The organism is Thermococcus piezophilus, assembly GCF_001647085.1.
Lineage (GTDB): Archaea > Methanobacteriota_B > Thermococci > Thermococcales > Thermococcaceae > Thermococcus > Thermococcus piezophilus.
Window position 1 is genome coordinate 1,108,495 of sequence record NZ_CP015520.1, and the last position, 18,292, is coordinate 1,126,786.

Genomic DNA, 18,292 nt, shown 5'->3' on the forward strand with positions numbered 1-18,292 from the left:
CAATGGGATCAGAGAGGTTTCAACTTTTTCTCTCTAGCTCGCTCGGGAAATTTATCGCGTCGAACGGACAGAGCTGGTTGCAGACGCCGCAGCCGGTACAGAGGAGCTCGTCGATTTTCACCTTGTTAGTCTCTGGGTCGTAGACCAGAGCTGGACAGCCAGTCAGGAGTATGCAGGCCTTGCAGCCAGTGCACTTCTCCTCTACAACTACGGGAATTTCGCCTATCTCACCGCGCCTTATCACAGGAATGACGCACTCCCGCCTAGCTATTATCACGGCCGGCCCTTTAACCTGCATGGCCTCCTTTATGGCCTCTCTCGTTGCCTTCAGGTCGTAGGGATCTACAGTCTTAACGTACTGGACTCCAAGCGCCTTGACAAGGGCTTCTATGTCTACCTCTTTGAACTTCTTTCCAGTCTCGCTTCCCCCCGTTCCCGGATGCGGCTGGTGGCCGGTCATTGCCGTCGTCCTGTTGTCGAGTATCATGACCAAGACGTCCAGATTCTTGTAGACAGCATCAACCAGTGGCTGGATTCCGTTGTGGAAGAATGTAGAGTCTCCGATCGTCGCTATGATTTTTTTCTTTATTGCCACGCTCTGGCCGTTGGCTAGGCTTATGCTCGCACCCATCACGAACTCCGTCCAGATGGCCTCGAGCGGCGGGAGGAGCGAGAGGGCGTAGCAGCCTATGTCACCGTGTATTGGAACCGAGTAGCGGCCCAGCTTGAGATCCCTTAGAGCGTCTAAAGCTGCCCTGTATGAGCCCCTGTGAGGACAGCCGGGACACATCACCGGTGGCCTCTTGGGGGCGAGACTTTCCGCGTAGGCCACTTCTTCCGGCTTGGTGTATTCCTCCGCTTCCCTGCCTAGGAGCCTCAGCAGAGCGTTTCTGATGAGGCTTGGGTTGAGCTCACCTTCAAGGGGTAAGTGGACAGTCCTCTTGCCGTAGATGGGAACGTTGAGACCAGCTTCGTAGGCCGCTATTTTAACCTCCTCCTCGAGGAAGGGAGCGCCGTCCTCAATGACTATTGCGAAGTCAACCGTTTTGAGGAAGTCAACGACCAGCTTTCTCGGCAGTGGGTGTGGGGTGGAGAGCTTTAGAACCTTGAAATCGCCGTCGAGCTTTGGAAGAACCTCTCTCACGTAGTTGTAGGGTGCTCCTTCGACGATTATTCCAATCCTTCCCTCGCCCTCGACCCAGTTGAAGGGCATCGAGTTGAATTCCTCCTCAATCTTTCTCAGCGTCTCGTTGAGCCACTTGTGCCTCCTCCTGTTGCCATCCATGCTTGCCCTTACATAGCGCTCTATGTCCTTCTTGAACTTGGGCTCTCTGTTCAGCTCCACAAATTCTCCAACATCAACATCGGCCGTCGTGTGGTTCACCCTCGTGGTCGTTCTGAAGATGACAGGGACTTTATGGCGCTCACTCAGCTCGTAGGCGTAGATGATCAAATCGTGGGCCTCTTGAGGATCGGCAGGCTCAAGAACCGGGAGAAGCGAGAGCTTTCCATAATACCTGTCATCCTGCTCCGTCTGGCTGGTATGCGGTCCCGGGTCGTCCGCGACGAGAATAACTAAGCCACCTTCAACGCCCGAATATGCCAGGCTCATCAGCGGGTCGGCGGCGACGTTTAGGCCAACGCACTTCATAGTTACGAGCGCCCTTAGGCCGGTGTATGCAACCCCGGCGGCCTCCTCCAGGGCGACCTTCTCGTTGGGCGCCCACTCGGCGAAGACTTCTGGCTTGAGATGGGCAATTGTCTCGATGACCTCGGTTGAGGGGGTTCCTGGGTAACCAGTTGCGAAGACGACGCCCGATTCAAGGGCACCGTAGGCTATCGCTTCGTTTCCCATGAGAAGCTTTTTCTCACGTTTCTTGGCTTTGGACTTGACTAAATCAGAAGGATAAGCCTTAACCGTCTCCACGATGACCACCATATGCTATCTGTGCCGAGGGTTAAAACTCTATGCTCAGAAAAGTACCTGTAAAAATCGAAAAATTTTCGAAAGTCACTTTTCCCCTTTTTCCTTCTTTCCGTAGAATGCCCTGTTGGGTGTCCTAGTGAATGTATTGCTGATGCTCTGACGGCCGCTTGAGAAGGCAAAGATAGCGGCACCCATCAGGAATAAGAGAAGTATTACAATGGCCACTGAGGTGATGTCCTCCTTAAGGCCGATGGCCATCAGGACCACAGGTGCTCCGATTATTCCAATGACCACGGGGCCATAAAGACCATAAGGAGCTTATATCCATTCTCTCCATGAAGAAACCCAAGATTTATCTTTCTTCCCCTAACGCTTCCTCCTGTCGTCGTAGAAGTATTTGGCGTAGGCCTGCGCCGGGGCGTCCATGATGGGTCTCTTTACTGTGAAGGCGTAGGTTATCAAAAAACGATTACCAGGCCAGCGGCAAATTATCCAATGAACCTGAACAGCAGGTAGAACGATGCCAGAAGGGTACCTATTATTACAAGAAGCACAACTCCAAAGATTCCGAACAGTATTTTATGCCCGTACCTCTTCATGAAGAGGTCGAAGTCCATAGGTCTCACCATAAACATTTCCTAGGCTATTGAGTAAGAACCTTCCGGGAGAAGCTTAAATATTCTGGCTGAGAAAGTCTCAATGTGGTGGAAATGAAGATTGGAGAACTCATCCAACTGCTCGACGAAACGATAGCCAACATTAAGATTGCCATAATAGCCAACCAGAACAGGGCCTTTGAGAGCCCGCACACGAGCTATGAGTTCACCCAGCGCGCTTTAGAGCTTCAGGAGGATCTTGATGACCTAATGAAGGCCAGAGAATACCTAAGCAAATTCGACCCGGAGGATGAGGCGGAGAACCACTTCTCCAAGGAAGAGCTCAGGGAGTTCCTAAAGATGCTTGAGTTGCTGAGAAACACCGACGCCCACGTCTACTGAGGTGGTTTCATGGACTTCGGAGAGCTGGAGAGAAAGGTTGTGGTCTTCCGTGATGCACGAGGCTGGGCGAAGTATCACACGCCCAAAAACCTCGCCATCTCGGCAGTGGTTGAGCTCGGCGAACTTTTGGAGCACTTCCAGTGGGAAACCGACGAGGAGATTCTTGAACTCGCCGAGAACCCAACCAAAAGGGAAGCGATAGCCGACGAGATTGCGGATGTCATAATCTACATTACACTCCTCGCCCATGAGCTTGGAAACTACCTCTTCTTCTGTTTTACGAGTAGGGGAACCAACACTAATCCAACTAACAAAGCTGGTCCGCAGATGTCTTTTGATTTTGTGTTCTCACTACGAGCCCAGGGTGGGGTAATAACTTTAAACACTGGTTCGTTCCACTTGCATGTCATGTTGTTTTCTCCTCTCTGGCATTCGAAGGTAATGTACTGCTCGCATTCACCACAGTACCCGCCGTACAGGACTACTTTAAAAGTGGTTGCGTTAAGTTCAACCTCCCATCTGGTTATTGTGCTGTTCCAGTAACCTTTTTCCCAGTGCTCTCCGGTAATATTAGGCAGATAGTTTTTAACCCCCCATTGGTATTCTTCGAGAACCTTTAAGAGATTCCAGTCAGAAAGGTTGAATGGGACGGTTGGAGTGTGAGGGTAGTATGTGTCAAATCTGTTTATCCTATTCCCGGATGAATAGTATGTGAGGGTTTTGATATGTGTCTCATTGTATGGAAGGATAGTGTATATTTTGTCAATCACTGAGTCATTAAGCGGGTTTAATGGGGGAGAAGTAGGGTGTGGGCCACCTTTATCTAATATCCATAACACGGTATCATTTTCTTTGAGAACATCCCAGATACTGATGGCATTTGTTTTTGGCAGTACGATAAGAAGGGAAAAAACGAAAAGAACAAAAGCGATCCTTTTCAACTCTCATCCCTCCCAGTTGATCCTTAAATAGTAGCCGACTCCAGTGTACGGGCCAACCTTTGGAGTATAGTCTACCGGCAGTGTTGAATCTGGGATCCTATTAAAGTCTAAGTCAATATACAGTTTTGCATCCTGATCGTACACTTCGTTATATGATAAAGTATGACCTATCGTAAGTAGGGCGAATACAACTTCCCACGCTGAGGTCATGTTCCGAGGTATCCGATTGATAATGTACGTTCTGTGCCAGTGAGTTAGCATTATCTCTTCTAGTTTGTCTAGATCGTTAGGCCCGTTGTGATCTTTTATGACTTTAATTAGCCCATATCCAAATTTTTCTCTCAGTTTTTTGTCGTATTCGAGGAGTTCGTTGTAGAACCAGTCGTAATCGTTCTTTTGGTTTGGATTGCCTTTTGTGCTTAGTTCGGTGGCTATTTTTGAATCGTCATGACCTTTCTTATTCCCTCGAATCCGCATATCCCGTACTCTGTTTCGAGCACATATTCCAGTGTGAATCCATCCGTATCTCCGTCCATATCATAGTCCCATGAGAATGGTGCACCGTACTCGTCGTCAATACCAAAGACAAAGTGTGCAAGCTCGTGAGCCACGCCCCTGTAATATCCAAGGTTTTCCGGAGTGCCATACCAGTCCTTTTGGAGGTGAACGTAACCTTTGGGCACTGTTGAATTCTCTTTAAACCAGAGCCAGTACCTGAAACCATGACTAGTATAAAACCCGCCGGATTCCTCGATCCGTACCATTGAGTTCTCCCACTCTTCACTGCCCACCTGCACGTTGTTCTTTATGCTGATTTCAGCTATCATTGCGTAGCCATCGGTGTAATCGTAGATTACTTGGCTCGCCCTCTGAAAGCCTTTGATTAGTTTTTTGAGGTAATCCTCGTCAGCTTTCCAACCAATCGCGACTGAGAGCTTTATCCCAAGAACGTCGGGCTTCGCGGGGGTCTTTCCCTATGAACAGCTCCACCGCGTTCGGGACTCCATCTCCATCGTAGTCGTAGTATGTGTCATTACGCTCTGGCGAGAACTTGTTGGTTCCAAGCTCTTTGTTAAGCTCCATCTCTCTGTGGAATGGTATCCCATCACCGTCGGCGTCGTTCAGCTTGATGAGGAACCATATTTCTGCATCGTCCTCATCAACGTCCGTTGAGGTTGCAACGGCGTCAAAGGTCAGTGAACTCGTCTCAGTTGAGGTTTCTGAACTCGAAACTGACTCGGTGCTGAGGGTCTTGACGCTATCCTTCCCCTTCCTGAAAGTGAGCGTTGCCTCGTATTTGGCTTCGTTCTTGGCCTTTGGCGTTGCGTTGGTCGTGAGGTTGCTCATGTTGGCGTCTTTGTCTGCCCCCCGTGGGGGTTGCACTCACTTCATCGTTCAGCCTTATTGCCCTCACTTCGGCGTTCCACTTGTTGATGAGGAGGACTCTCCTCTGGGTCCCGTTGGGGAGTGTTAGGGTGAAGAGCACGGCTTCTTCAGGATTTGTGTATTGGTAGAGGGTTCCGCTCTGGTAGTCTTTTATCTCCAGCTCGTCTATTCCGTCCCAGCCATGAACGTCTGTGATGTTTACAACGCTTAAATCGTAGCCAAGAGCCTCAAGCTCGTCGTAGTGCTTGGAGAAGGGTTCGATGTCGGTGCTTGAGTCTAAATCTCCACAAGAGCCGTCGCCACAGCCGCTCAGGTGGCCGTAACTGAAGTACTCTTTGTGGTCATCGGGATAGTCGTCGCCGCTCCAGGTTCCGGTTAGAGTGTTAAACACTATATGGGCAAATAGAGAGGATGTTGGTGAGATATCCAGCACGTTTTCTCCATCGTTCAGGTTTAACCACAAATCTATAGTCTCTGCGTTGTCTGGGATGTCAAAGGTGAACTTTGCTATTGCCTGCTCTTCTAGATTGCTGAAAATATTTTCTCCAAGGAGGGTTCTCTTTTCGTAGTCTGTGGTCATATATGCAAGTTGTGAGGTGTATACTTCTTGATATCTTCCGTTTATGAGTGTAAACGTTTTTAAGCTGACGTCTCCGCTAACTGCATCGAGTTCCCGGTACTTAAATATATAGACAGTCATCGTTGCGTCTCTAAACGGCTCTATATCCTCCGCGTTGCACCACCCGTCTCTTTCACTGTCTGTAATAACTGTAACGTTCATTCTGTAGGTTTCCCCGACCTTTCCGTACTTGTCTACGTGGGTGAACTCAATGGTAACGTTTTCTTGGCAGTTGATGTAATTGTATAGGACGAGATTCTTCTGAGGGCACCTGGGGAACGGGAAAACTGAAGCGTTCGCCAACGTTTACCCACACGTTTACAGTATCCCCCTCGGGGTCATAAACATAAACCTGGCCGGTGTTGTTCTCGTTGGCGTACACTTGGCCTGGAAATTCAACGCTCTCAATCCTCGGTGGGGAGTTGGACCTCACGTAGATCTTTCTGCTCCACTCGCTCGTTGAGCCGTCTTCGGCGGTCATTATTATCGTGAAGTTGTGATAGCCTGCAGTTGGCTGGCTCCAGATTAGATAAATCCATCCTACTTTTTATGGGCGTAGATGAATCCTCTACTGAACTCATCAACTTTAGCCCCCATCAACCAAAAGCGTGAGCTGTATATCTTGAGTTGTATCTGTTGGATTTTTGGCTGTGATGTTGAACCTCAGGGGATAATCCATTACCGGAGTGTTATACCTTACTTCACTGATATATGGGTGGGGAGTAGCGTCTACGTGGAATGTCTTTCCAATGGTGGCAGTTTCTCCGTTGTAGTCTGGAACGAACCTGACTACCAGCGTGTGGTTTCCGGGAGTTGCTGTCCATACCTTGTAAACGCTGTAGTATCTTACACTGTATTTCTCACGCTCACGTCTCTTTCAGTCCTTACCAGCGTACCGTCTACGTATACCTCTATAGTTCCGGTCCCGTCGAGTGCACCCCTGTTGTCCAGTTTCAAGGTCAGCGACATGTATTCCCCGTCTATCGGCGGATCTGGGTGTATTGTAATCCCCTCAATGGCAATCTCCGGTGATGCGTAGTACTGGTATCTTGAAATCACATTGCCCCAAGCGTCTATAAGGTACAGGACATCGCCATCGTTGTTTAGTATCGCGCTTTCTGGAGAGCTGGCTATCAAAATTTTTATGGGAGTGTAGGGGATGCGGAACTGCTGAGTTCTATTGAATGATCCCTGCCAAAAGCATCGATGCAATTATCTTTGGGTGTGTTCTTTATCCAGCAGCTTGGGTTGTTATATGCATAATCATCGAGAAGGTGCCACCCTTCTAAGCTCTGAGATATAGAGCTGGGGTTATACAGGTAGGCATACTCGCCGGTTCCATCGTTGGTTAGATACTTAACGTCTATTATTTGAACCATGGAGCTGGTTGAAAGGAGTTCAACCTTAAACTCGTCGTTAATGCTCTCCGTTGATTGGACTGAATACGTGCTGACATCTTTTTCCCTTTGAATGGCTTCCAACGCTCTCCTTGGATTCCTCCAGAGGTAAGTTTTTATTATGGTGGGCTCGGTGCCGTTGTACCACTAGATCTGGAATATCAAGTCGGTTCCGTTCCAATGTGCGTTTCTGATCCTCATGTTCTCTGAAATCACCATTTCCCCGTTCAGTGTGCCGTTGAGAAGGGCTTCCATTAGCTTTAGTATTGCCCTTTTTTCCTCTGGAGCGGCGGTCTGGAGAGCGTTTAGGCACTTCTCGAAGAGTGGGTTAATAACGCCCCTTTCATTTTGGATGTCTGATGAGGCTCCTGTTGTCTGTGGCAGGCCGCTCAGTACGAGCAGCACGGCGAGAACTACTACAACCAATCGCCTCATCTGTATCACTAGGGAAGGTCGTTGTATTGTGAGTATTGGAGATTGTGGATAAAAACATTTAGGAGACAAATTAAATTATTACTCAAAGTGTTGTTCAAATGCCTTCCTCAGCCGCTTGACCTCTTCCCCGCTCATCCTGTTCTTCTCCCAGCGTTCCTTTAGGCTGAGGTTCTCGTCCTCCAAATCTAGAACGGCCTTCCTGACGCCGCCCCGCGGGTGCCTGCAGTCTCCCTCCCATCTTGGAATCACATGCATGTGAAGGTGGGGAACCGTCTGCCCGCCGCCCTCCCAAGGTTAATGCCAATGTTAAACGCATCAGGCTTGAGTGCCTTCTTCAGCCTCTCTATCGCGAGGTCTATGCCCCTGACCAGTGTGGCCTTCTCTTCTTCTGTCAGGTCTTCCCAGCGCTCGACGTGCCTCCTTGGAACCACTAGGAGATGCCCCCTGTTTGCTGGATACGAGTCAATCAGGATTCTGATTAGCCCGTCTTCGTAGAGTATCAATTCCTCCCGGGGGTTGCAGAAGGGACAGTCCATGCCAACACCAAAGGCTTAAAACCACCTCGGAATAAAAACCCCTCGGTGGATGAGATGGACGAGAGGCTCGATGCTTTAAAGAAGACATATCAAAAGTTCCTCGCCACTGGACTCGGGCTGATGCTCGTGGCGTTCGCGCTTATGATACTCCAGCCCCGCGACAGGTCGGTTTCGCTGGTCTTGGCAGTCATTGTCTTCCTGCTTGCCTTCATCCCGCTGGAGATTGCAAAGAGGATCGCCAGAAAGATGGCGGTTATGGCCCTTAGGGGAGAATAGAAAAGCTTAATTAGGCGGTTCGAGAATTATCCCAAGAGAGTGGAAGGTATTGCGATAATCCATAGAGGTGATGTAAAATGGCGTTTGTGCCACCGCAGGCAGGCTACGACAGGGCTATTACCGTTTTCAGCCCTGACGGAAGGCTTTTCCAGGTGAACTATGCGAGGGAGGCAGTTAAGAGAGGAGCCACCGCGGTCGGTGTCAAGTGGAAGGATGGTGTCGTTCTGGCCGTTGAAAAAAGGATTACCAGCAAGCTCATAGAGCCGAGCAGCTACGAGAAGATATTCCAGATAGACGACCACATCGCGGCAGCTCCTAGCGGTATAATAGCTGACGCGAGGGTTCTCGTTGATAGGGCCCGCGTGGAGGCTCAGGTCTACAGACTGACATACGGCGAACCAGTCCCGCTTACCGTTCTGGTGAAGAAGATATGTGACCTCAAGCAGGCCCACACCCAGTACGGCGGTGTGAGGCCATTCGGTGCCGCCCTCCTTATGGCGGGGGTTAATGAAAAGCCCGAGCTTTTTGAAACCGATCCGAGTGGTGCCTACTTCGAGTGGAAGGCCGTTGCCATAGGCAGCGGCAGGAACACGGCAATGGCCATCTTCGAGGAACACTACAGCGACGACTTTGACATGGAAGGAGCGGTAAAACTCGCCATCCTCGCCCTCGCGAAGACCCTCGAGGAGCCAACCCCAGACAGCATAGAGGTTGCTTATATAACCATGGAAGACAAGCGCTGGAAGAAGCTCGACAAGGACGAAGTCGCCAAGTACCTCGACGAAATCCTTGAGGAGATCAAGGAGGAGGAAGTCGAGGAAAAGGAAGAGGATTACTCGGAGCTCGACAGCAACTACTGAGGTGAGGGCAATGCCCATCAGTGTTGACAAGGCAGTGATAGCGCGATTGAAGACCCACGGCGAGATCTTCGAGATACTCGTCGATCCTTACTTAGCGAGGGACTTCAAGGAAGGCAAGGACGTCCCCATAGAGGAAATCCTTGCCACTCCCTACGTTTTTAAGGACGCCCACAAGGGCGACAAAGCGAGTGAGCACGAAATGGAGAAGGTATTCGGCACCAGCGACCCCTACGAGGTAGCCAAGGTGATCCTCCGTAAAGGGGATGTCCAGCTCACCGCTGATCAGAGGCGCCAGATGCTCGAAGAGAAGAGGCGCTATATAGCGACGATAATCCACAGGCATGCCGTTGATCCAAGGACTGGTTTTCCCCATCCCGTAGACAGGATTCTACGTGCGATGCAGGAAGCCGGTGTCCACGTGGACCTCTTCAAGGACGCAGAGGCTCAGGTTCCCAACATCATCAGGGCAATAAGACCGATTCTGCCGCTCAAGATGGAGATGAAGGTCATCGCGGTTAAGATACCAGGGGACTACGTCGGCAAGGCATATGGTGAAGTCAGGAAGTTCGGAACCATAAAGCGCGAGGAATGGGCCAGCGACGGTTCGTGGATGTTCCTCATTGAGATTCCCGGTGGGGTTGAGGAGGAATTTTATGAAAAGCTAAACGCCCTTACAAAGGGTAACGCTATAACTAAACTTATAGAGAGGAAGGGACTATGAGGAGGATTTTTGTAAAAAATAGGGAATTAGTGGTTCCAGGAACACTCTTGGCACAGGGGCCGTTTAAGAGCGGTAGAGGTACCTTCAGGGAAGGAAACAGGATTTACTCGACTGTTGTAGGACTCGTTGAGATAAGGAACGACTCCATAAGGGTAATCCCACTCGAGGGGCCCTACATTCCAGAAGTCGGCGACAACGTCATCGGCAAGATAATAGACGTGAAGTTCTCCAACTGGATGGTTGATATCGGTGCGCCGTATCAGGCGAGTCTCCGCGTTCAAGATGCCGTGGAGGAGAGAATCGACATCCTCAAGACGGATCTCAGGAAGATATTCGATATCGGCGACATAATCTACGCCAAAATAAAAGCCTACAACGAGATAAACCAGATAGACCTGACCACAAAGGGAATGCCCTTCAAGGGTGGGCCGCTTAGGGGCGGCCAGATAGTCGAAATAACGCCCTCTAAGGTTCCGAGGCTTATAGGAAAGGGCGGTTCGATGATAAACCTCATCAAGAAGCTGACAGGTACGAGGATAATTGTCGGTCAGAACGGATGGGTGTGGGTCAGCGGAAGGAACGAGGAGCTCGAAAAGCTCGCCATAGAGGCCATCCTCAAGGTGGACAGGGAGAGCCACACCCAGGGGCTCACCGACAGGGTCAAGGAGTTCCTCCAGTCGAGGCTCATGGAGCTAAAGGAGCAGAGTGTTATTGAGGAGATACCTCAGATTGAAGAGCCAACCGCGGGAGAGGGTGAAGGAGAATGATGGGCAAGCCTAGGGATTTGAAGCTCATAGATGAAAACGGCAGAAGGGTAGATGGAAGAAAGAAGTACGAACTCAGACCGATTAAGATGGAGGTCGGCGTGCTTAAGAACGCCGACGGTTCGGCCTACGTTGAATGGGGTAAGAATAAGATTCTTGCTGCTGTGTACGGTCCGAGAGAGATTCATCCAAAGCACCTCCAGAGGCCGGACAGGGCTATTCTTCGCGTCCGCTACAATATGGCTCCCTTCAGCGTCGAGGAGAGGAAGAAGCCCGGGCCTGACAGGAGGAGCGTCGAGATAAGCAGGGTCATACGCGGAGCCCTTGAGCCAGCTTTAATCCTCGAAATGTTCCCTAGGACCGCTGTAGACATATTCATCGAGGTTCTCCAGGCGGATGCGGGAACTAGGGTGGCCGGAATTACTGCTGCTTCCCTCGCCCTCGCCGATGCAGGCATACCGATGAGGGACCTCGTCTCTGCCTGTGCTGCCGGAAAGATAGAGGGTGAGATAGTGCTCGACCTCAACAAGGAGGAGGACAACTACGGTGAGGCAGATGTGCCAGTGGCCATAATGCCCCTCAAGAACGACATAACACTCCTCCAGATGGACGGATACCTTACCAAGGACGAGTTTGTGGAAGCGGTAAGGCTGGCCATAAAGGGCGCAAAGGCCGTCTACCAGAAGCAGAGGGAGGCACTGAAGGAGAAGTATCTCAGGATAGCAGAGGAGGTCGGTGGAGGTGAGTGAGATGGAAGTCATGGCCTCGATAATGAGGGATCACATCTTAGCGCTCCTCAAGGAGGGCAAGCGCGTCGACGGCCGCTCGCTGGAGGACTACCGTGACCTTGAGATAAAGGTAAACGTCATCGAGAAGGCGGAAGGCTCCGCCTGGGTAAAGCTTGGCAACACCCAGGTTCTCGTCGGAATCAAGATAGACATGGGCGAACCGTTCCCTGACCTCCCTGAAAAGGGGGTTATAACCACCAACGTCGAGCTCGTTCCACTTGCGTCGCCGAGCTTCGAGCCTGGCCCGCCAGACGAGAGAGCCATCGAGCTCGCAAGGGTTGTTGACAGGGGCATAAGGGAGAGCGGAGCGGTTGAACTCGAAAAGCTCGTCATAGTTCCTGGCAAGCTCGTCCGCGTCGTCTTCATAGACGTGCACGTGCTCGACCACGACGGCAACTTGCTGGATGCGAGCGGCATTGGTGCCATCGCCGCCCTGCTCAGCGCCAAGATGCCAAATGTCATCTATGACGAGGAAAGTGGAGAGGTGCAGATACTCGACGAGTACGAGCCCCTGCCAGTCAGCAAGATACCGATTCCAGTAACCCTCGCCAAGATAGGGCATAACATCCTCGTTGACCCGAACCTCGACGAGGAGCGCGTTATGGATGGCAGGATAACCATAACCACCGACGAGGACGGCATGATTTCCTCCGTGCAGAAGAGTGAGGGCGGTTCCTTTAAGCTCGAGGAGGTAATGTATGCAGTAGATATTGCCCTCAAGAAGGCCGCCGAGATAAGGGAGAAAGTTCTCGAGGCCGTTAAGGCCGAGTGAGCCTTTTTCTTTTGTCCTTTGGTACCCGTTGGTGTTTACTTTTGCCTACTAGAATTCCCTCATCCTTTGAGTTGCCCTCAAAATTCATCTCTCCTGAATGAGAATGAGTCATGGAGGAGCTCATAACTGAAAACTATCCCGAGTGTTATGATGAAATAAGCTGTGAGCAACTGGTAAAACTGGCTGGAAAATACCCCATCTATCTTCGAGTGCGGAAAAAAGAACCTGCCAATGCAGAGGAGGGTGAAAAATGCGGCCTGCTTTATGAATTCAGTACTCTTTAGGATTTTTGCAAAGGGGATCTTTAAAGGTCATAATAATCACCTGTCTTATTTAATGAACTATATCACCATAGGAATACAACAACATTAATTATTTTATGTGTTTTTCTATAATAAATAGTAAATTAGACCTAGCGCTATAATAAAAAACCTGTTGTCGAATATCTATTGAAAAGATTTTCTCTTAGTTTGGATTGCTTTTCCTTGTGAAAGTTTTCCCTTGTAGCTTTGGCCTCTATCGCCTGCGGCAAGAAGGGTCAGGCGAGTTTCAGAAAGAGATATAAACACCAATGCCCAAATTAATCCAGCCTTACGATTAACTGGGGGGAACAGGTTATGGGATTGTTTGATAGCCTCAAAAAGAAGGACGAAAATATCAAAAGGAAGCCACCCACTGCTATTAAGAAGGAGGTTGCTGCTCCAAGGCGTGACATTGATGTTGTACCCCTTGAGGAGGATGTTCTTGCTAAGGAGCTAGTCAAGCCCCAGGTCAGGTACCTCAAGAAGATCGTCGTCACCAGCTATGCCGACCTCGAGAAGATTTCAGAGGAGCTCCAGAACGGCAACATCGTTTTAGTCGACCTCACCCCGCTCGAGGTCAAGCAGGAGGTTCTTGAGAAGGTCGCGGAGCAGATAAAGGGTATGGTGAGTGCCCTCGGCGGCCAGGCCGCTAAAATCTGCAAGCACGAGATAAAGCTCATTTTAACCCCTGCAGACATAAAGATAGCCAAGTGACGGGGTTTTCTTTTTCCCATACCATGATTTTATAAAGGGCTTAGGGGTTCTATTCTTCGGTGGTGTGAGATGAGTGAGAAGCCTGAGGGAGAGATTCAGGAGGTTCGTCTCGGAGATTGCCCAATCTGTGGGGGCAAGGGCACCCTCAAGGCCCTGCAGTACGTTCACGAGATACCCTACTTCGGCAAGGTCATGGAGTCCACGATAATCTGCGAGCGCTGCGGCTACAGAAACGCCGACGTTATGATACTTGAGGACAGGCCGCCGAAGCTCTACACTGTGAAGGTGGAGAACGAGAAGGACCTCTTCACGCGCGTCGTCAGGAGCAAGAGCGGAACCATAGAGCTCGACGAGATAGGCGTCAAGATAGAGCCCGGCCCGGCCGCGGAAGGCTTTGTCAGCAACGTCGAGGGAGTGATTGAAAGAGTCAGGGAGACTCTCCTCATGGCCAGGGACTTCAGGAAGCAGGAGGGCGACGAGGAAGCCGTTAAGAGGGTTGATGAGATACTCCAGTACCTTGAGGACGTCAGAGAGGGCAAAAAGCCGCTCACAGTTAAAATCATGGACCCCCTCGGCAACAGTGCACTGATAGGTGAGAAGGTCAGGAGCAGGCTCTTAACGCAGGGGGAAATCGAGAGCCTGAGCCTTGGGCCATACGTCATCGTTGATCCGGAGAAGGACGAATCTCAGTTCTCGGAAGAGAATGCCGGCGAAGAAAAGGCTGATTAGAGGTACACTGCCTCCCTTGCCAGGAGGTCCTCGATTAGGGCTTTTACCCATGGCTTTCTCGTTTTCCTGGAGAGATGGATTATGCCTTCCACGTGAATGCCGTAGTGCTCCTTCATTTCTTCTCTGCTCATCGGCTCCTTGAAGAGGAAGGGTCTCTCTATGGTGAAGGCGTAGCCGTAGTCCTTGATGTATTCACCGAGCCACTTCTTCCCGTTCTCGCCGTGGACGAGGGTTAAACCGCTCGTATCCTTTGTCATTTCCCAGAGCGTATCGAGGTCGGCCTTTATGACCTCCCCTACTTCGAAGCCTCCAGCTATAGTGCCTCTCCTCGTCAGCGTCTGCTCCTCGTGAAGGCCGAGCCTCCTTAGCGTGTCCCTCAGCTCGTAGGGGTTTCCGCGCGCTATGTAGAGGAAAACGATGTCCCCCTCGCCAAAAGCTCTGCTCTTCCTCAGCTCTACCGTCTTTAGGCCTCTGAATATCAGCTCGCCGTAGACCTGGTGGAGCGCTATCACGTGCTCCATGAGCTCACCGGAGTTAGGCTTCCAGTAGGACTAAAAAATGTTTGGGTAGTTCAGCGCATCATCAGCGCCGCCATAACAATATCACTCACCACCCCGCTGGCGGTTTCCTTCAGCCCTGCGCCAGCACCCTTAATCACAAGCTTGCCGAGGAGGTCGGTTTTTATCACTGCCACGTTTTCGTGGCTTTCAACTGCGAGCGGACTGTTCTTCGGGATTTCTTTAGGCCCCACAACGATTCTCCCCTCTTCAATCGTGGCGACGAGCCTTATTGTCTTGCCCTTCGCTTTTGCCCTTTCAATCTCTCCGGGCGTTACCTCGACGATGCCCTTAACACTCGCCATATCAAACGTTATAGGCTCGAAGGCAAGGCAGTGGAGGATGGTCGCTTTATAGCCGGCGTCGATGCCCAATATATCGCCGCTCGGGTCGCGCTCCGCTATGCCCAACTTTTGGGCCTCCTTCAAAGCATCATCAAAGTCCAACCCTTTCTCCATCTCGCTCAGGATGAAGGTTGTTGTGGCATTGAGGACGGCTTCAATTCTCCCCACGGTGTCCCCCCTCAGCCCGTGTCGGAGGAGCGTTATTATTGGGGTTCCTGCCATCACCGTCGCCTCAAAGAGGTACGGGATGTTCCTCTTTTCGGCCTCCTCCCTAAGCTCGGCGTAGTGGAAGGCCAGCGGCGGCTTGTTGCTCGTAACGACGGCCTTTTCGTCCCTTAAAGCGGTTAGATGCCACTCGTGGGCGTTCTTGTCGTTCGTCACGTCGATAACGATGTCTGCGTCTATCTCCTGAACCGCCTCCTTCGGCGTGAAGTTGTAAACCTCGTAGTCGTTAGTCCATGCCGAGAGCTTTCCGAAGGTCTCTTTCACGGTGAGCGCTTCCCTCAGGTCGATGCCCTCCGGGAGCCACACCGTTCCGCTCGTGTCGGCTATGCTCACCACCTTGAACTCGACTCCATAGCGCTCGCGGAAGAAGGCTTCCTTCTCAAGAAGAACCCTCGCCACGGTCTTTCCAACGTTGCCAAAACCGAAGAGGGATAGTTTTACCTCCATAGAACCACCCGCTAAAATGTTGGGAAAAGAGAAGAGCTCACTTGTTGAGGATGACCTTGATTATGTCCATGTCCCTGATGATTCCAACGAGCTCGCCCTCGCCTCTTATGACGGGCAGCTGCTCGATGTGGTACTGGACCATCTTCTGGGCGACTTCGTAGATGCTCATGTGGGGTGTCGCTATGACCACCTCGCGGTTCATTATGTCCTCAACGGGTTTCTTCGGCAGCTGGAGCTCGGCTTTCTCGAAGAGGAGCGTGGGGTTGCTCTCAAGTATCCAGTCCTCCTCGCTGGAAGCGGCCAGGGCCGTGCTCTTCATGACCCTTACAACCTCGCTGTCCTTGAGGAGGTCGGTCTCGTCAATCATTCCCACGAGGTTACCATCGTCGTCTATGACTGGTATAGCCATGGCGTTGCATAGCAAGAGGGCCTTGAGGGCTGCCTTGAGCGGTGTTCCACGCCAGACAACGCCGACGTTCTTCTGGTAGTAGCCTTCTATAGTGGTTCCCTTGAGCTTCTCGTTCTTGGAGAGGTATCTGCGCACTATGTCGCCAACGGTGAGTATTCCGAGGACATGGTTCTCCTCGTCGACCACTATGATGCGCCTGTAGTCATACTCGACCATTAGGCGAACTGCTTTCTTTAGGTTGTCGTTTGGCTTGACAGTAGGCACGTCCCTCTTAACGAGCATCGCTAACTGTTCCTCGTCGGGGTGAAGGAGAACCCTCTTTATGCTTATTATTCCAACAAGAGCCTTCGTGTTTTTGTTGATGACTGGGAAAGACCTGACCTTATGTTTCCTAAACAGATCAATAGCATATTCCCTCGTTGCGGGAAGTTCTATCACCACTGGGTCAGGAGTCATCAAAGTTTTTACGCGCATTTTCTTCACCACCGCTTTAAGTTAAAGCACCCTTCTACTATTTAAGATTTTCATTAGGGTGGTCAAAAATTTGAAGAAAAGGTTATCCAAGTACAGAGAGTAAAACTCCTGCGGCAACGGCTGTGCCTATGACTCCGGCAACGTTCGGGCCCATGGCATGCATGAGGATGAAGTTGCCGGGGTCCTCTTCGCTCGCCAAGCGCTGAACGACCCTTGCGCTCATCGGAACTGCTGAAACCCCAGCCGCTCCAATCATTGGGTTTATCTTTCCGCCGGAGAGTTTCATCATGAGCTTTCCGAGGAGCACCCCCCCTGCGGTTGCCGAGGCGAAGGCAACCACACCGAGGCCGAGTATCATGAGGGTCTGCATCGTCAGGAAGCTCTCAGCCTTCATGGTGGAACCGACGCCAAGTCCGAGGAATATAGTGACTATGTTCATCAGCTCCTCCTGGGCGGCTTTGCTGAGCCTCTCTACGACACCGCTCTCCCTGAAGAGGTTGCCTATCATGAGCATGCCTATCAGCGGCCCGGCGCTCGGAACGAGGAGGCTGATGACGATGGCTGTGATAATGGGGAACATTATCTTCTCCCTCTTTGAAACCGGCCTGAGCTGCTCCATTCTGATTCTTCTTTCCTCCTTATTCGTCAAGGCCTTGATTATCGGCGGCTGGATGAGCGGAACCAGGCTCATGTAGGAGTAGGCAGCCACAGCCGTGGCACCGAGGAGGTGTGGTGCGAGCTTTGTGGTGAGGTATATGGTCGTGGGCCCGTCGGCACCGCCGATGATTCCTATCGATGCCGCCTCGGGGAGGGTGAACCCGAGGAGAACAGCACTGAGCATCGCTATGAACACACCTATCTGAGCCGCCGCGCCGAGCAGAGCCGTCTTGGGGTCTGCTATCATTGGTCCAAAGTCGGTCATCGCTCCCAGCCCGAAGAATATCAGGAGCGGGACTATCTCGGTGCTTATGAGGTAATGGTGAATGAGATATAACAGCCCGTGGGGTTCCTCAGCTATTCCAGTGAGCGGCAGATTGACAATGACTGCGCTTATGCCTATCGGCAGGAGAAGCAGCGGCTCCATCTCGTAGCGTATGGCAAGATACACGAGGGTGAGACCGACGAGTATCATTATCACGTTTCCGATTGTCAGGTGGAAGATCCCCATGCTCTCTATGAACTCTATTATCGCCTGCTCCAGTCCACTCATTGCGCATCACCCTATTTCTATGAGTGCTTGTCCGGTGTCGACGGTTTGGCCTTCTTTGACGAGGATTTTCTTTACTACGCCGTCTTTTGGTGAGGGTATTTCATTCTCCATTTTCATTGCCTCAAGGATGAGTAGTCCTTGACCGGTTTTGACCTCATCGCCTTCTTTGACTAATATCCTGATGATTTTGCCCGGCATTGGGGCAGTAACTACCCCCTCACCTGCCGGCGCTGGAGTTGGTGCTGCTGGTGCTGCGGGCGCCGGTGCTGGGGCAGGAGCAGAAACAGAAACACTAGGAGCGCTAGCGGCGGTGGAAACGGCGCTCAGGTCTATGCCCAAGCCTTTGGCCTCGACCTCGTAGTTCTTGTCCTCGAAGGATACCCTGAAGTGTCCCATTCCGAGCTCTTCAACCTCGACCTCGTACTCGACACCATCAACGACGACCTTAACCTTCGCCATTT

26 protein-coding genes and 2 pseudogenes are annotated in these 18,292 nt (G+C 51.3%); 11 read left to right on the top strand and 17 right to left on the bottom strand.

The genetic code is table 11. From position 1 onward, the window contains the following. Window positions 1-19: 19 nt before the first annotated feature. The 3 genes from iorA to A7C91_RS12190 form a co-directional block, all read right to left on the bottom strand. The gene (gene iorA / locus A7C91_RS06015) at window positions 20-1,939 is read right to left on the bottom strand and encodes an indolepyruvate ferredoxin oxidoreductase subunit alpha (protein ID WP_234394316.1); all 1,920 of its coding nucleotides are present in this window, start codon (window positions 1,937-1,939) and stop codon (window positions 20-22) included. A 72-nt stretch (window positions 1,940-2,011) separates the two neighbouring features. Further along, complete coding sequence (locus A7C91_RS11185) at window positions 2,012-2,221, bottom strand: hypothetical protein (RefSeq protein WP_199919989.1); 210 nt, start codon at window positions 2,219-2,221, stop codon at window positions 2,012-2,014. A gap of 194 nt (window positions 2,222-2,415) precedes the next feature. Next, window positions 2,416-2,544 (bottom strand): hypothetical protein, encoded by a 129-nt coding sequence (locus A7C91_RS12190; protein ID WP_267886214.1) that lies wholly within the window; start codon window positions 2,542-2,544, stop codon window positions 2,416-2,418. Between the two features lie 93 nt (window positions 2,545-2,637). Between A7C91_RS12190 and A7C91_RS06025 the strand changes: the two genes are divergently transcribed. Next, complete coding sequence (locus A7C91_RS06025) at window positions 2,638-2,925, top strand: hypothetical protein (RefSeq protein WP_068665784.1); 288 nt, start codon at window positions 2,638-2,640, stop codon at window positions 2,923-2,925. A gap of 9 nt (window positions 2,926-2,934) precedes the next feature. Then, window positions 2,935-3,171, top strand: a pseudogene (locus tag A7C91_RS12525) (nucleotide pyrophosphohydrolase); the annotation flags it as partial. 14 nt (window positions 3,172-3,185) lie between these two features. On the opposite strand, the gene A7C91_RS12530 reads toward A7C91_RS12525, so the two are convergent. The 9 genes and pseudogenes from A7C91_RS12530 to A7C91_RS06065 all read right to left on the bottom strand — a co-directional run bounded on the left by A7C91_RS12530 (window position 3,186) and on the right by A7C91_RS06065 (window position 8,239). Beyond that, complete coding sequence (locus A7C91_RS12530) at window positions 3,186-3,335, bottom strand: CGP-CTERM sorting domain-containing protein (protein WP_082872017.1); 150 nt, start codon at window positions 3,333-3,335, stop codon at window positions 3,186-3,188. A 534-nt stretch (window positions 3,336-3,869) separates the two neighbouring features. Then, on the bottom strand, window positions 3,870-4,343 hold the full coding sequence (locus A7C91_RS06035; RefSeq protein WP_068665785.1) for a hypothetical protein: 474 nt from the start codon (window positions 4,341-4,343) through the stop codon (window positions 3,870-3,872). Beyond that, window positions 4,298-4,693, bottom strand: coding sequence for a hypothetical protein (locus A7C91_RS06040; protein ID WP_068665786.1), 396 nt, complete (start codon window positions 4,691-4,693; stop codon window positions 4,298-4,300). Before A7C91_RS06040 ends, A7C91_RS06035 begins: the two co-directional genes overlap by 46 nt. A 79-nt stretch (window positions 4,694-4,772) precedes the next feature. After that, window positions 4,773-5,213 carry a hypothetical protein gene (locus A7C91_RS06045; RefSeq protein ID WP_068665787.1) on the bottom strand — a complete coding sequence of 147 codons (441 nt, stop codon included), beginning with the start codon at window positions 5,211-5,213 and terminating at the stop codon, window positions 4,773-4,775. Next, entirely contained in the window at window positions 5,125-6,174 is a 1,050-nt protein-coding gene (locus tag A7C91_RS06050) for a hypothetical protein (RefSeq protein WP_068665789.1), read from the bottom strand. Before A7C91_RS06050 ends, A7C91_RS06045 begins: the two co-directional genes overlap by 89 nt. Window positions 6,175-6,717: 543 nt before the next feature. Next, complete coding sequence (locus A7C91_RS11195; protein WP_199919991.1) at window positions 6,718-7,008, bottom strand: hypothetical protein; 291 nt, start codon at window positions 7,006-7,008, stop codon at window positions 6,718-6,720. 5 nt (window positions 7,009-7,013) lie between these two features. Continuing rightward, window positions 7,014-7,352 carry a hypothetical protein gene (locus A7C91_RS06055; protein WP_068665791.1) on the bottom strand — a complete coding sequence of 113 codons (339 nt, stop codon included), beginning with the start codon at window positions 7,350-7,352 and terminating at the stop codon, window positions 7,014-7,016. Window positions 7,353-7,415: 63 nt separating this feature from the next. Then, window positions 7,416-7,703, bottom strand: a complete 288-nt coding sequence (locus A7C91_RS06060; RefSeq protein ID WP_199919992.1) for a hypothetical protein — start codon at window positions 7,701-7,703, stop codon at window positions 7,416-7,418. Between the two features lie 78 nt (window positions 7,704-7,781). Beyond that, window positions 7,782-8,239: pseudogene (locus A7C91_RS06065) on the bottom strand (HIT family protein). A 54-nt stretch (window positions 8,240-8,293) separates the two neighbouring features. Between A7C91_RS06065 and A7C91_RS06070 the strand changes: the two are divergent. The 9 genes from A7C91_RS06070 to A7C91_RS06105 all read left to right on the top strand — a co-directional run bounded on the left by A7C91_RS06070 (window position 8,294) and on the right by A7C91_RS06105 (window position 14,165). Further along, entirely contained in the window at window positions 8,294-8,515 is a 222-nt protein-coding gene (locus A7C91_RS06070; protein WP_068665801.1) for a hypothetical protein, read from the top strand. A 77-nt stretch (window positions 8,516-8,592) separates the two neighbouring features. Continuing rightward, window positions 8,593-9,375, top strand: a complete 783-nt coding sequence (gene psmA / locus A7C91_RS06075) for an archaeal proteasome endopeptidase complex subunit alpha (RefSeq protein ID WP_068665802.1) — start codon at window positions 8,593-8,595, stop codon at window positions 9,373-9,375. 10 nt (window positions 9,376-9,385) lie between these two features. Next, a complete protein-coding gene (locus tag A7C91_RS06080) occupies window positions 9,386-10,096 on the top strand; it encodes a ribosome assembly factor SBDS (RefSeq protein ID WP_068665803.1) in 711 nt (236 codons plus the stop codon). Beyond that, window positions 10,093-10,863, top strand: a complete 771-nt coding sequence (rrp4, locus tag A7C91_RS06085) for an exosome complex RNA-binding protein Rrp4 (protein ID WP_068665804.1) — start codon at window positions 10,093-10,095, stop codon at window positions 10,861-10,863. The genes A7C91_RS06080 and rrp4 overlap by 4 nt, the downstream gene beginning before the upstream one ends. Next, a complete protein-coding gene (rrp41, locus tag A7C91_RS06090) occupies window positions 10,860-11,609 on the top strand; it encodes an exosome complex exonuclease Rrp41 (protein ID WP_068665806.1) in 750 nt (249 codons plus the stop codon). The genes rrp4 and rrp41 overlap by 4 nt, the downstream gene beginning before the upstream one ends. Window position 11,610: 1 nt before the next feature. After that, a complete protein-coding gene (gene rrp42, locus A7C91_RS06095) occupies window positions 11,611-12,420 on the top strand; it encodes an exosome complex protein Rrp42 (RefSeq protein WP_068665808.1) in 810 nt (269 codons plus the stop codon). 110 nt (window positions 12,421-12,530) lie between these two features. Then, window positions 12,531-12,704: a hypothetical protein gene (locus A7C91_RS11200; RefSeq protein WP_199919993.1), complete on the top strand. Its 174-nt coding sequence runs from the start codon at window positions 12,531-12,533 to the stop codon at window positions 12,702-12,704. A gap of 333 nt (window positions 12,705-13,037) precedes the next feature. Next, window positions 13,038-13,436 (top strand): cell division protein SepF, encoded by a 399-nt coding sequence (locus A7C91_RS06100; protein WP_068665810.1) that lies wholly within the window; start codon window positions 13,038-13,040, stop codon window positions 13,434-13,436. A gap of 69 nt (window positions 13,437-13,505) precedes the next feature. Then, window positions 13,506-14,165, top strand: coding sequence for a ZPR1 zinc finger domain-containing protein (locus A7C91_RS06105; protein WP_068665813.1), 660 nt, complete (start codon window positions 13,506-13,508; stop codon window positions 14,163-14,165). Here the strand turns inward: A7C91_RS06105 and A7C91_RS06110 are convergent. From A7C91_RS06110 to A7C91_RS06130, 5 genes are all read right to left on the bottom strand, one after another. Further along, window positions 14,162-14,686 (bottom strand): ASCH domain-containing protein, encoded by a 525-nt coding sequence (locus A7C91_RS06110; protein WP_068665815.1) that lies wholly within the window; start codon window positions 14,684-14,686, stop codon window positions 14,162-14,164. The genes A7C91_RS06105 and A7C91_RS06110 overlap by 4 nt on opposite strands. A gap of 50 nt (window positions 14,687-14,736) precedes the next feature. Beyond that, on the bottom strand, window positions 14,737-15,738 hold the full coding sequence (locus tag A7C91_RS06115; RefSeq protein ID WP_068665817.1) for a homoserine dehydrogenase: 1,002 nt from the start codon (window positions 15,736-15,738) through the stop codon (window positions 14,737-14,739). 37 nt (window positions 15,739-15,775) lie between these two features. Next, entirely contained in the window at window positions 15,776-16,621 is an 846-nt protein-coding gene (locus tag A7C91_RS06120; protein WP_068665818.1) for a CBS domain-containing high hydrostatic pressure regulator HhpR, read from the bottom strand. 82 nt (window positions 16,622-16,703) lie between these two features. Next, a complete protein-coding gene (locus tag A7C91_RS06125; protein ID WP_068665820.1) occupies window positions 16,704-17,831 on the bottom strand; it encodes a sodium ion-translocating decarboxylase subunit beta in 1,128 nt (375 codons plus the stop codon). A gap of 6 nt (window positions 17,832-17,837) precedes the next feature. Next, window positions 17,838-18,290: a biotin/lipoyl-containing protein gene (locus A7C91_RS06130; protein ID WP_068665823.1), complete on the bottom strand. Its 453-nt coding sequence runs from the start codon at window positions 18,288-18,290 to the stop codon at window positions 17,838-17,840. Between the last annotated feature and the right edge of the window lie 2 nt (window positions 18,291-18,292).

What these genes read in the sequence shown, in the direction of transcription:
- iorA (WP_234394316.1), bottom strand. Translation starts at nt 1,939, where the DNA reads ATGGTGGTCATCGTGGAGACGGTTAAGGCTTATCCTTCTGATTTAGTC.
- A7C91_RS12190 (WP_267886214.1), bottom strand. Translation starts at nt 2,544, where the DNA reads ATGGACTTCGACCTCTTCATGAAGAGGTACGGGCATAAAATACTGTTC.
- A7C91_RS06025 (WP_068665784.1), top strand. Translation starts at nt 2,638, where the DNA reads ATGAAGATTGGAGAACTCATCCAACTGCTCGACGAAACGATAGCCAAC.
- A7C91_RS12530 (WP_082872017.1), bottom strand. Translation starts at nt 3,335, where the DNA reads ATGACATGCAAGTGGAACGAACCAGTGTTTAAAGTTATTACCCCACCC.
- A7C91_RS06035 (WP_068665785.1), bottom strand. Translation starts at nt 4,343, where the DNA reads ATGCGGATTCGAGGGAATAAGAAAGGTCATGACGATTCAAAAATAGCC.
- A7C91_RS06040 (WP_068665786.1), bottom strand. Translation starts at nt 4,693, where the DNA reads ATGATAGCTGAAATCAGCATAAAGAACAACGTGCAGGTGGGCAGTGAA.
- A7C91_RS06045 (WP_068665787.1), bottom strand. Translation starts at nt 5,213, where the DNA reads ATGAGCAACCTCACGACCAACGCAACGCCAAAGGCCAAGAACGAAGCC.
- A7C91_RS06060 (WP_199919992.1), bottom strand. Translation starts at nt 7,703, where the DNA reads ATGAGGCGATTGGTTGTAGTAGTTCTCGCCGTGCTGCTCGTACTGAGC.
- A7C91_RS06070 (WP_068665801.1), top strand. Translation starts at nt 8,294, where the DNA reads ATGGACGAGAGGCTCGATGCTTTAAAGAAGACATATCAAAAGTTCCTC.
- psmA (WP_068665802.1), top strand. Translation starts at nt 8,593, where the DNA reads ATGGCGTTTGTGCCACCGCAGGCAGGCTACGACAGGGCTATTACCGTT.
- A7C91_RS06080 (WP_068665803.1), top strand. Translation starts at nt 9,386, where the DNA reads ATGCCCATCAGTGTTGACAAGGCAGTGATAGCGCGATTGAAGACCCAC.
- rrp4 (WP_068665804.1), top strand. Translation starts at nt 10,093, where the DNA reads ATGAGGAGGATTTTTGTAAAAAATAGGGAATTAGTGGTTCCAGGAACA.
- rrp41 (WP_068665806.1), top strand. Translation starts at nt 10,860, where the DNA reads ATGATGGGCAAGCCTAGGGATTTGAAGCTCATAGATGAAAACGGCAGA.
- rrp42 (WP_068665808.1), top strand. Translation starts at nt 11,611, where the DNA reads ATGGAAGTCATGGCCTCGATAATGAGGGATCACATCTTAGCGCTCCTC.
- A7C91_RS11200 (WP_199919993.1), top strand. Translation starts at nt 12,531, where the DNA reads ATGGAGGAGCTCATAACTGAAAACTATCCCGAGTGTTATGATGAAATA.
- A7C91_RS06100 (WP_068665810.1), top strand. Translation starts at nt 13,038, where the DNA reads ATGGGATTGTTTGATAGCCTCAAAAAGAAGGACGAAAATATCAAAAGG.
- A7C91_RS06105 (WP_068665813.1), top strand. Translation starts at nt 13,506, where the DNA reads ATGAGTGAGAAGCCTGAGGGAGAGATTCAGGAGGTTCGTCTCGGAGAT.
- A7C91_RS06110 (WP_068665815.1), bottom strand. Translation starts at nt 14,686, where the DNA reads ATGGAGCACGTGATAGCGCTCCACCAGGTCTACGGCGAGCTGATATTC.
- A7C91_RS06115 (WP_068665817.1), bottom strand. Translation starts at nt 15,738, where the DNA reads ATGGAGGTAAAACTATCCCTCTTCGGTTTTGGCAACGTTGGAAAGACC.
- A7C91_RS06120 (WP_068665818.1), bottom strand. Translation starts at nt 16,621, where the DNA reads ATGCGCGTAAAAACTTTGATGACTCCTGACCCAGTGGTGATAGAACTT.
- A7C91_RS06125 (WP_068665820.1), bottom strand. Translation starts at nt 17,831, where the DNA reads ATGAGTGGACTGGAGCAGGCGATAATAGAGTTCATAGAGAGCATGGGG.
- A7C91_RS06130 (WP_068665823.1), bottom strand. Translation starts at nt 18,290, where the DNA reads ATGGCGAAGGTTAAGGTCGTCGTTGATGGTGTCGAGTACGAGGTCGAG.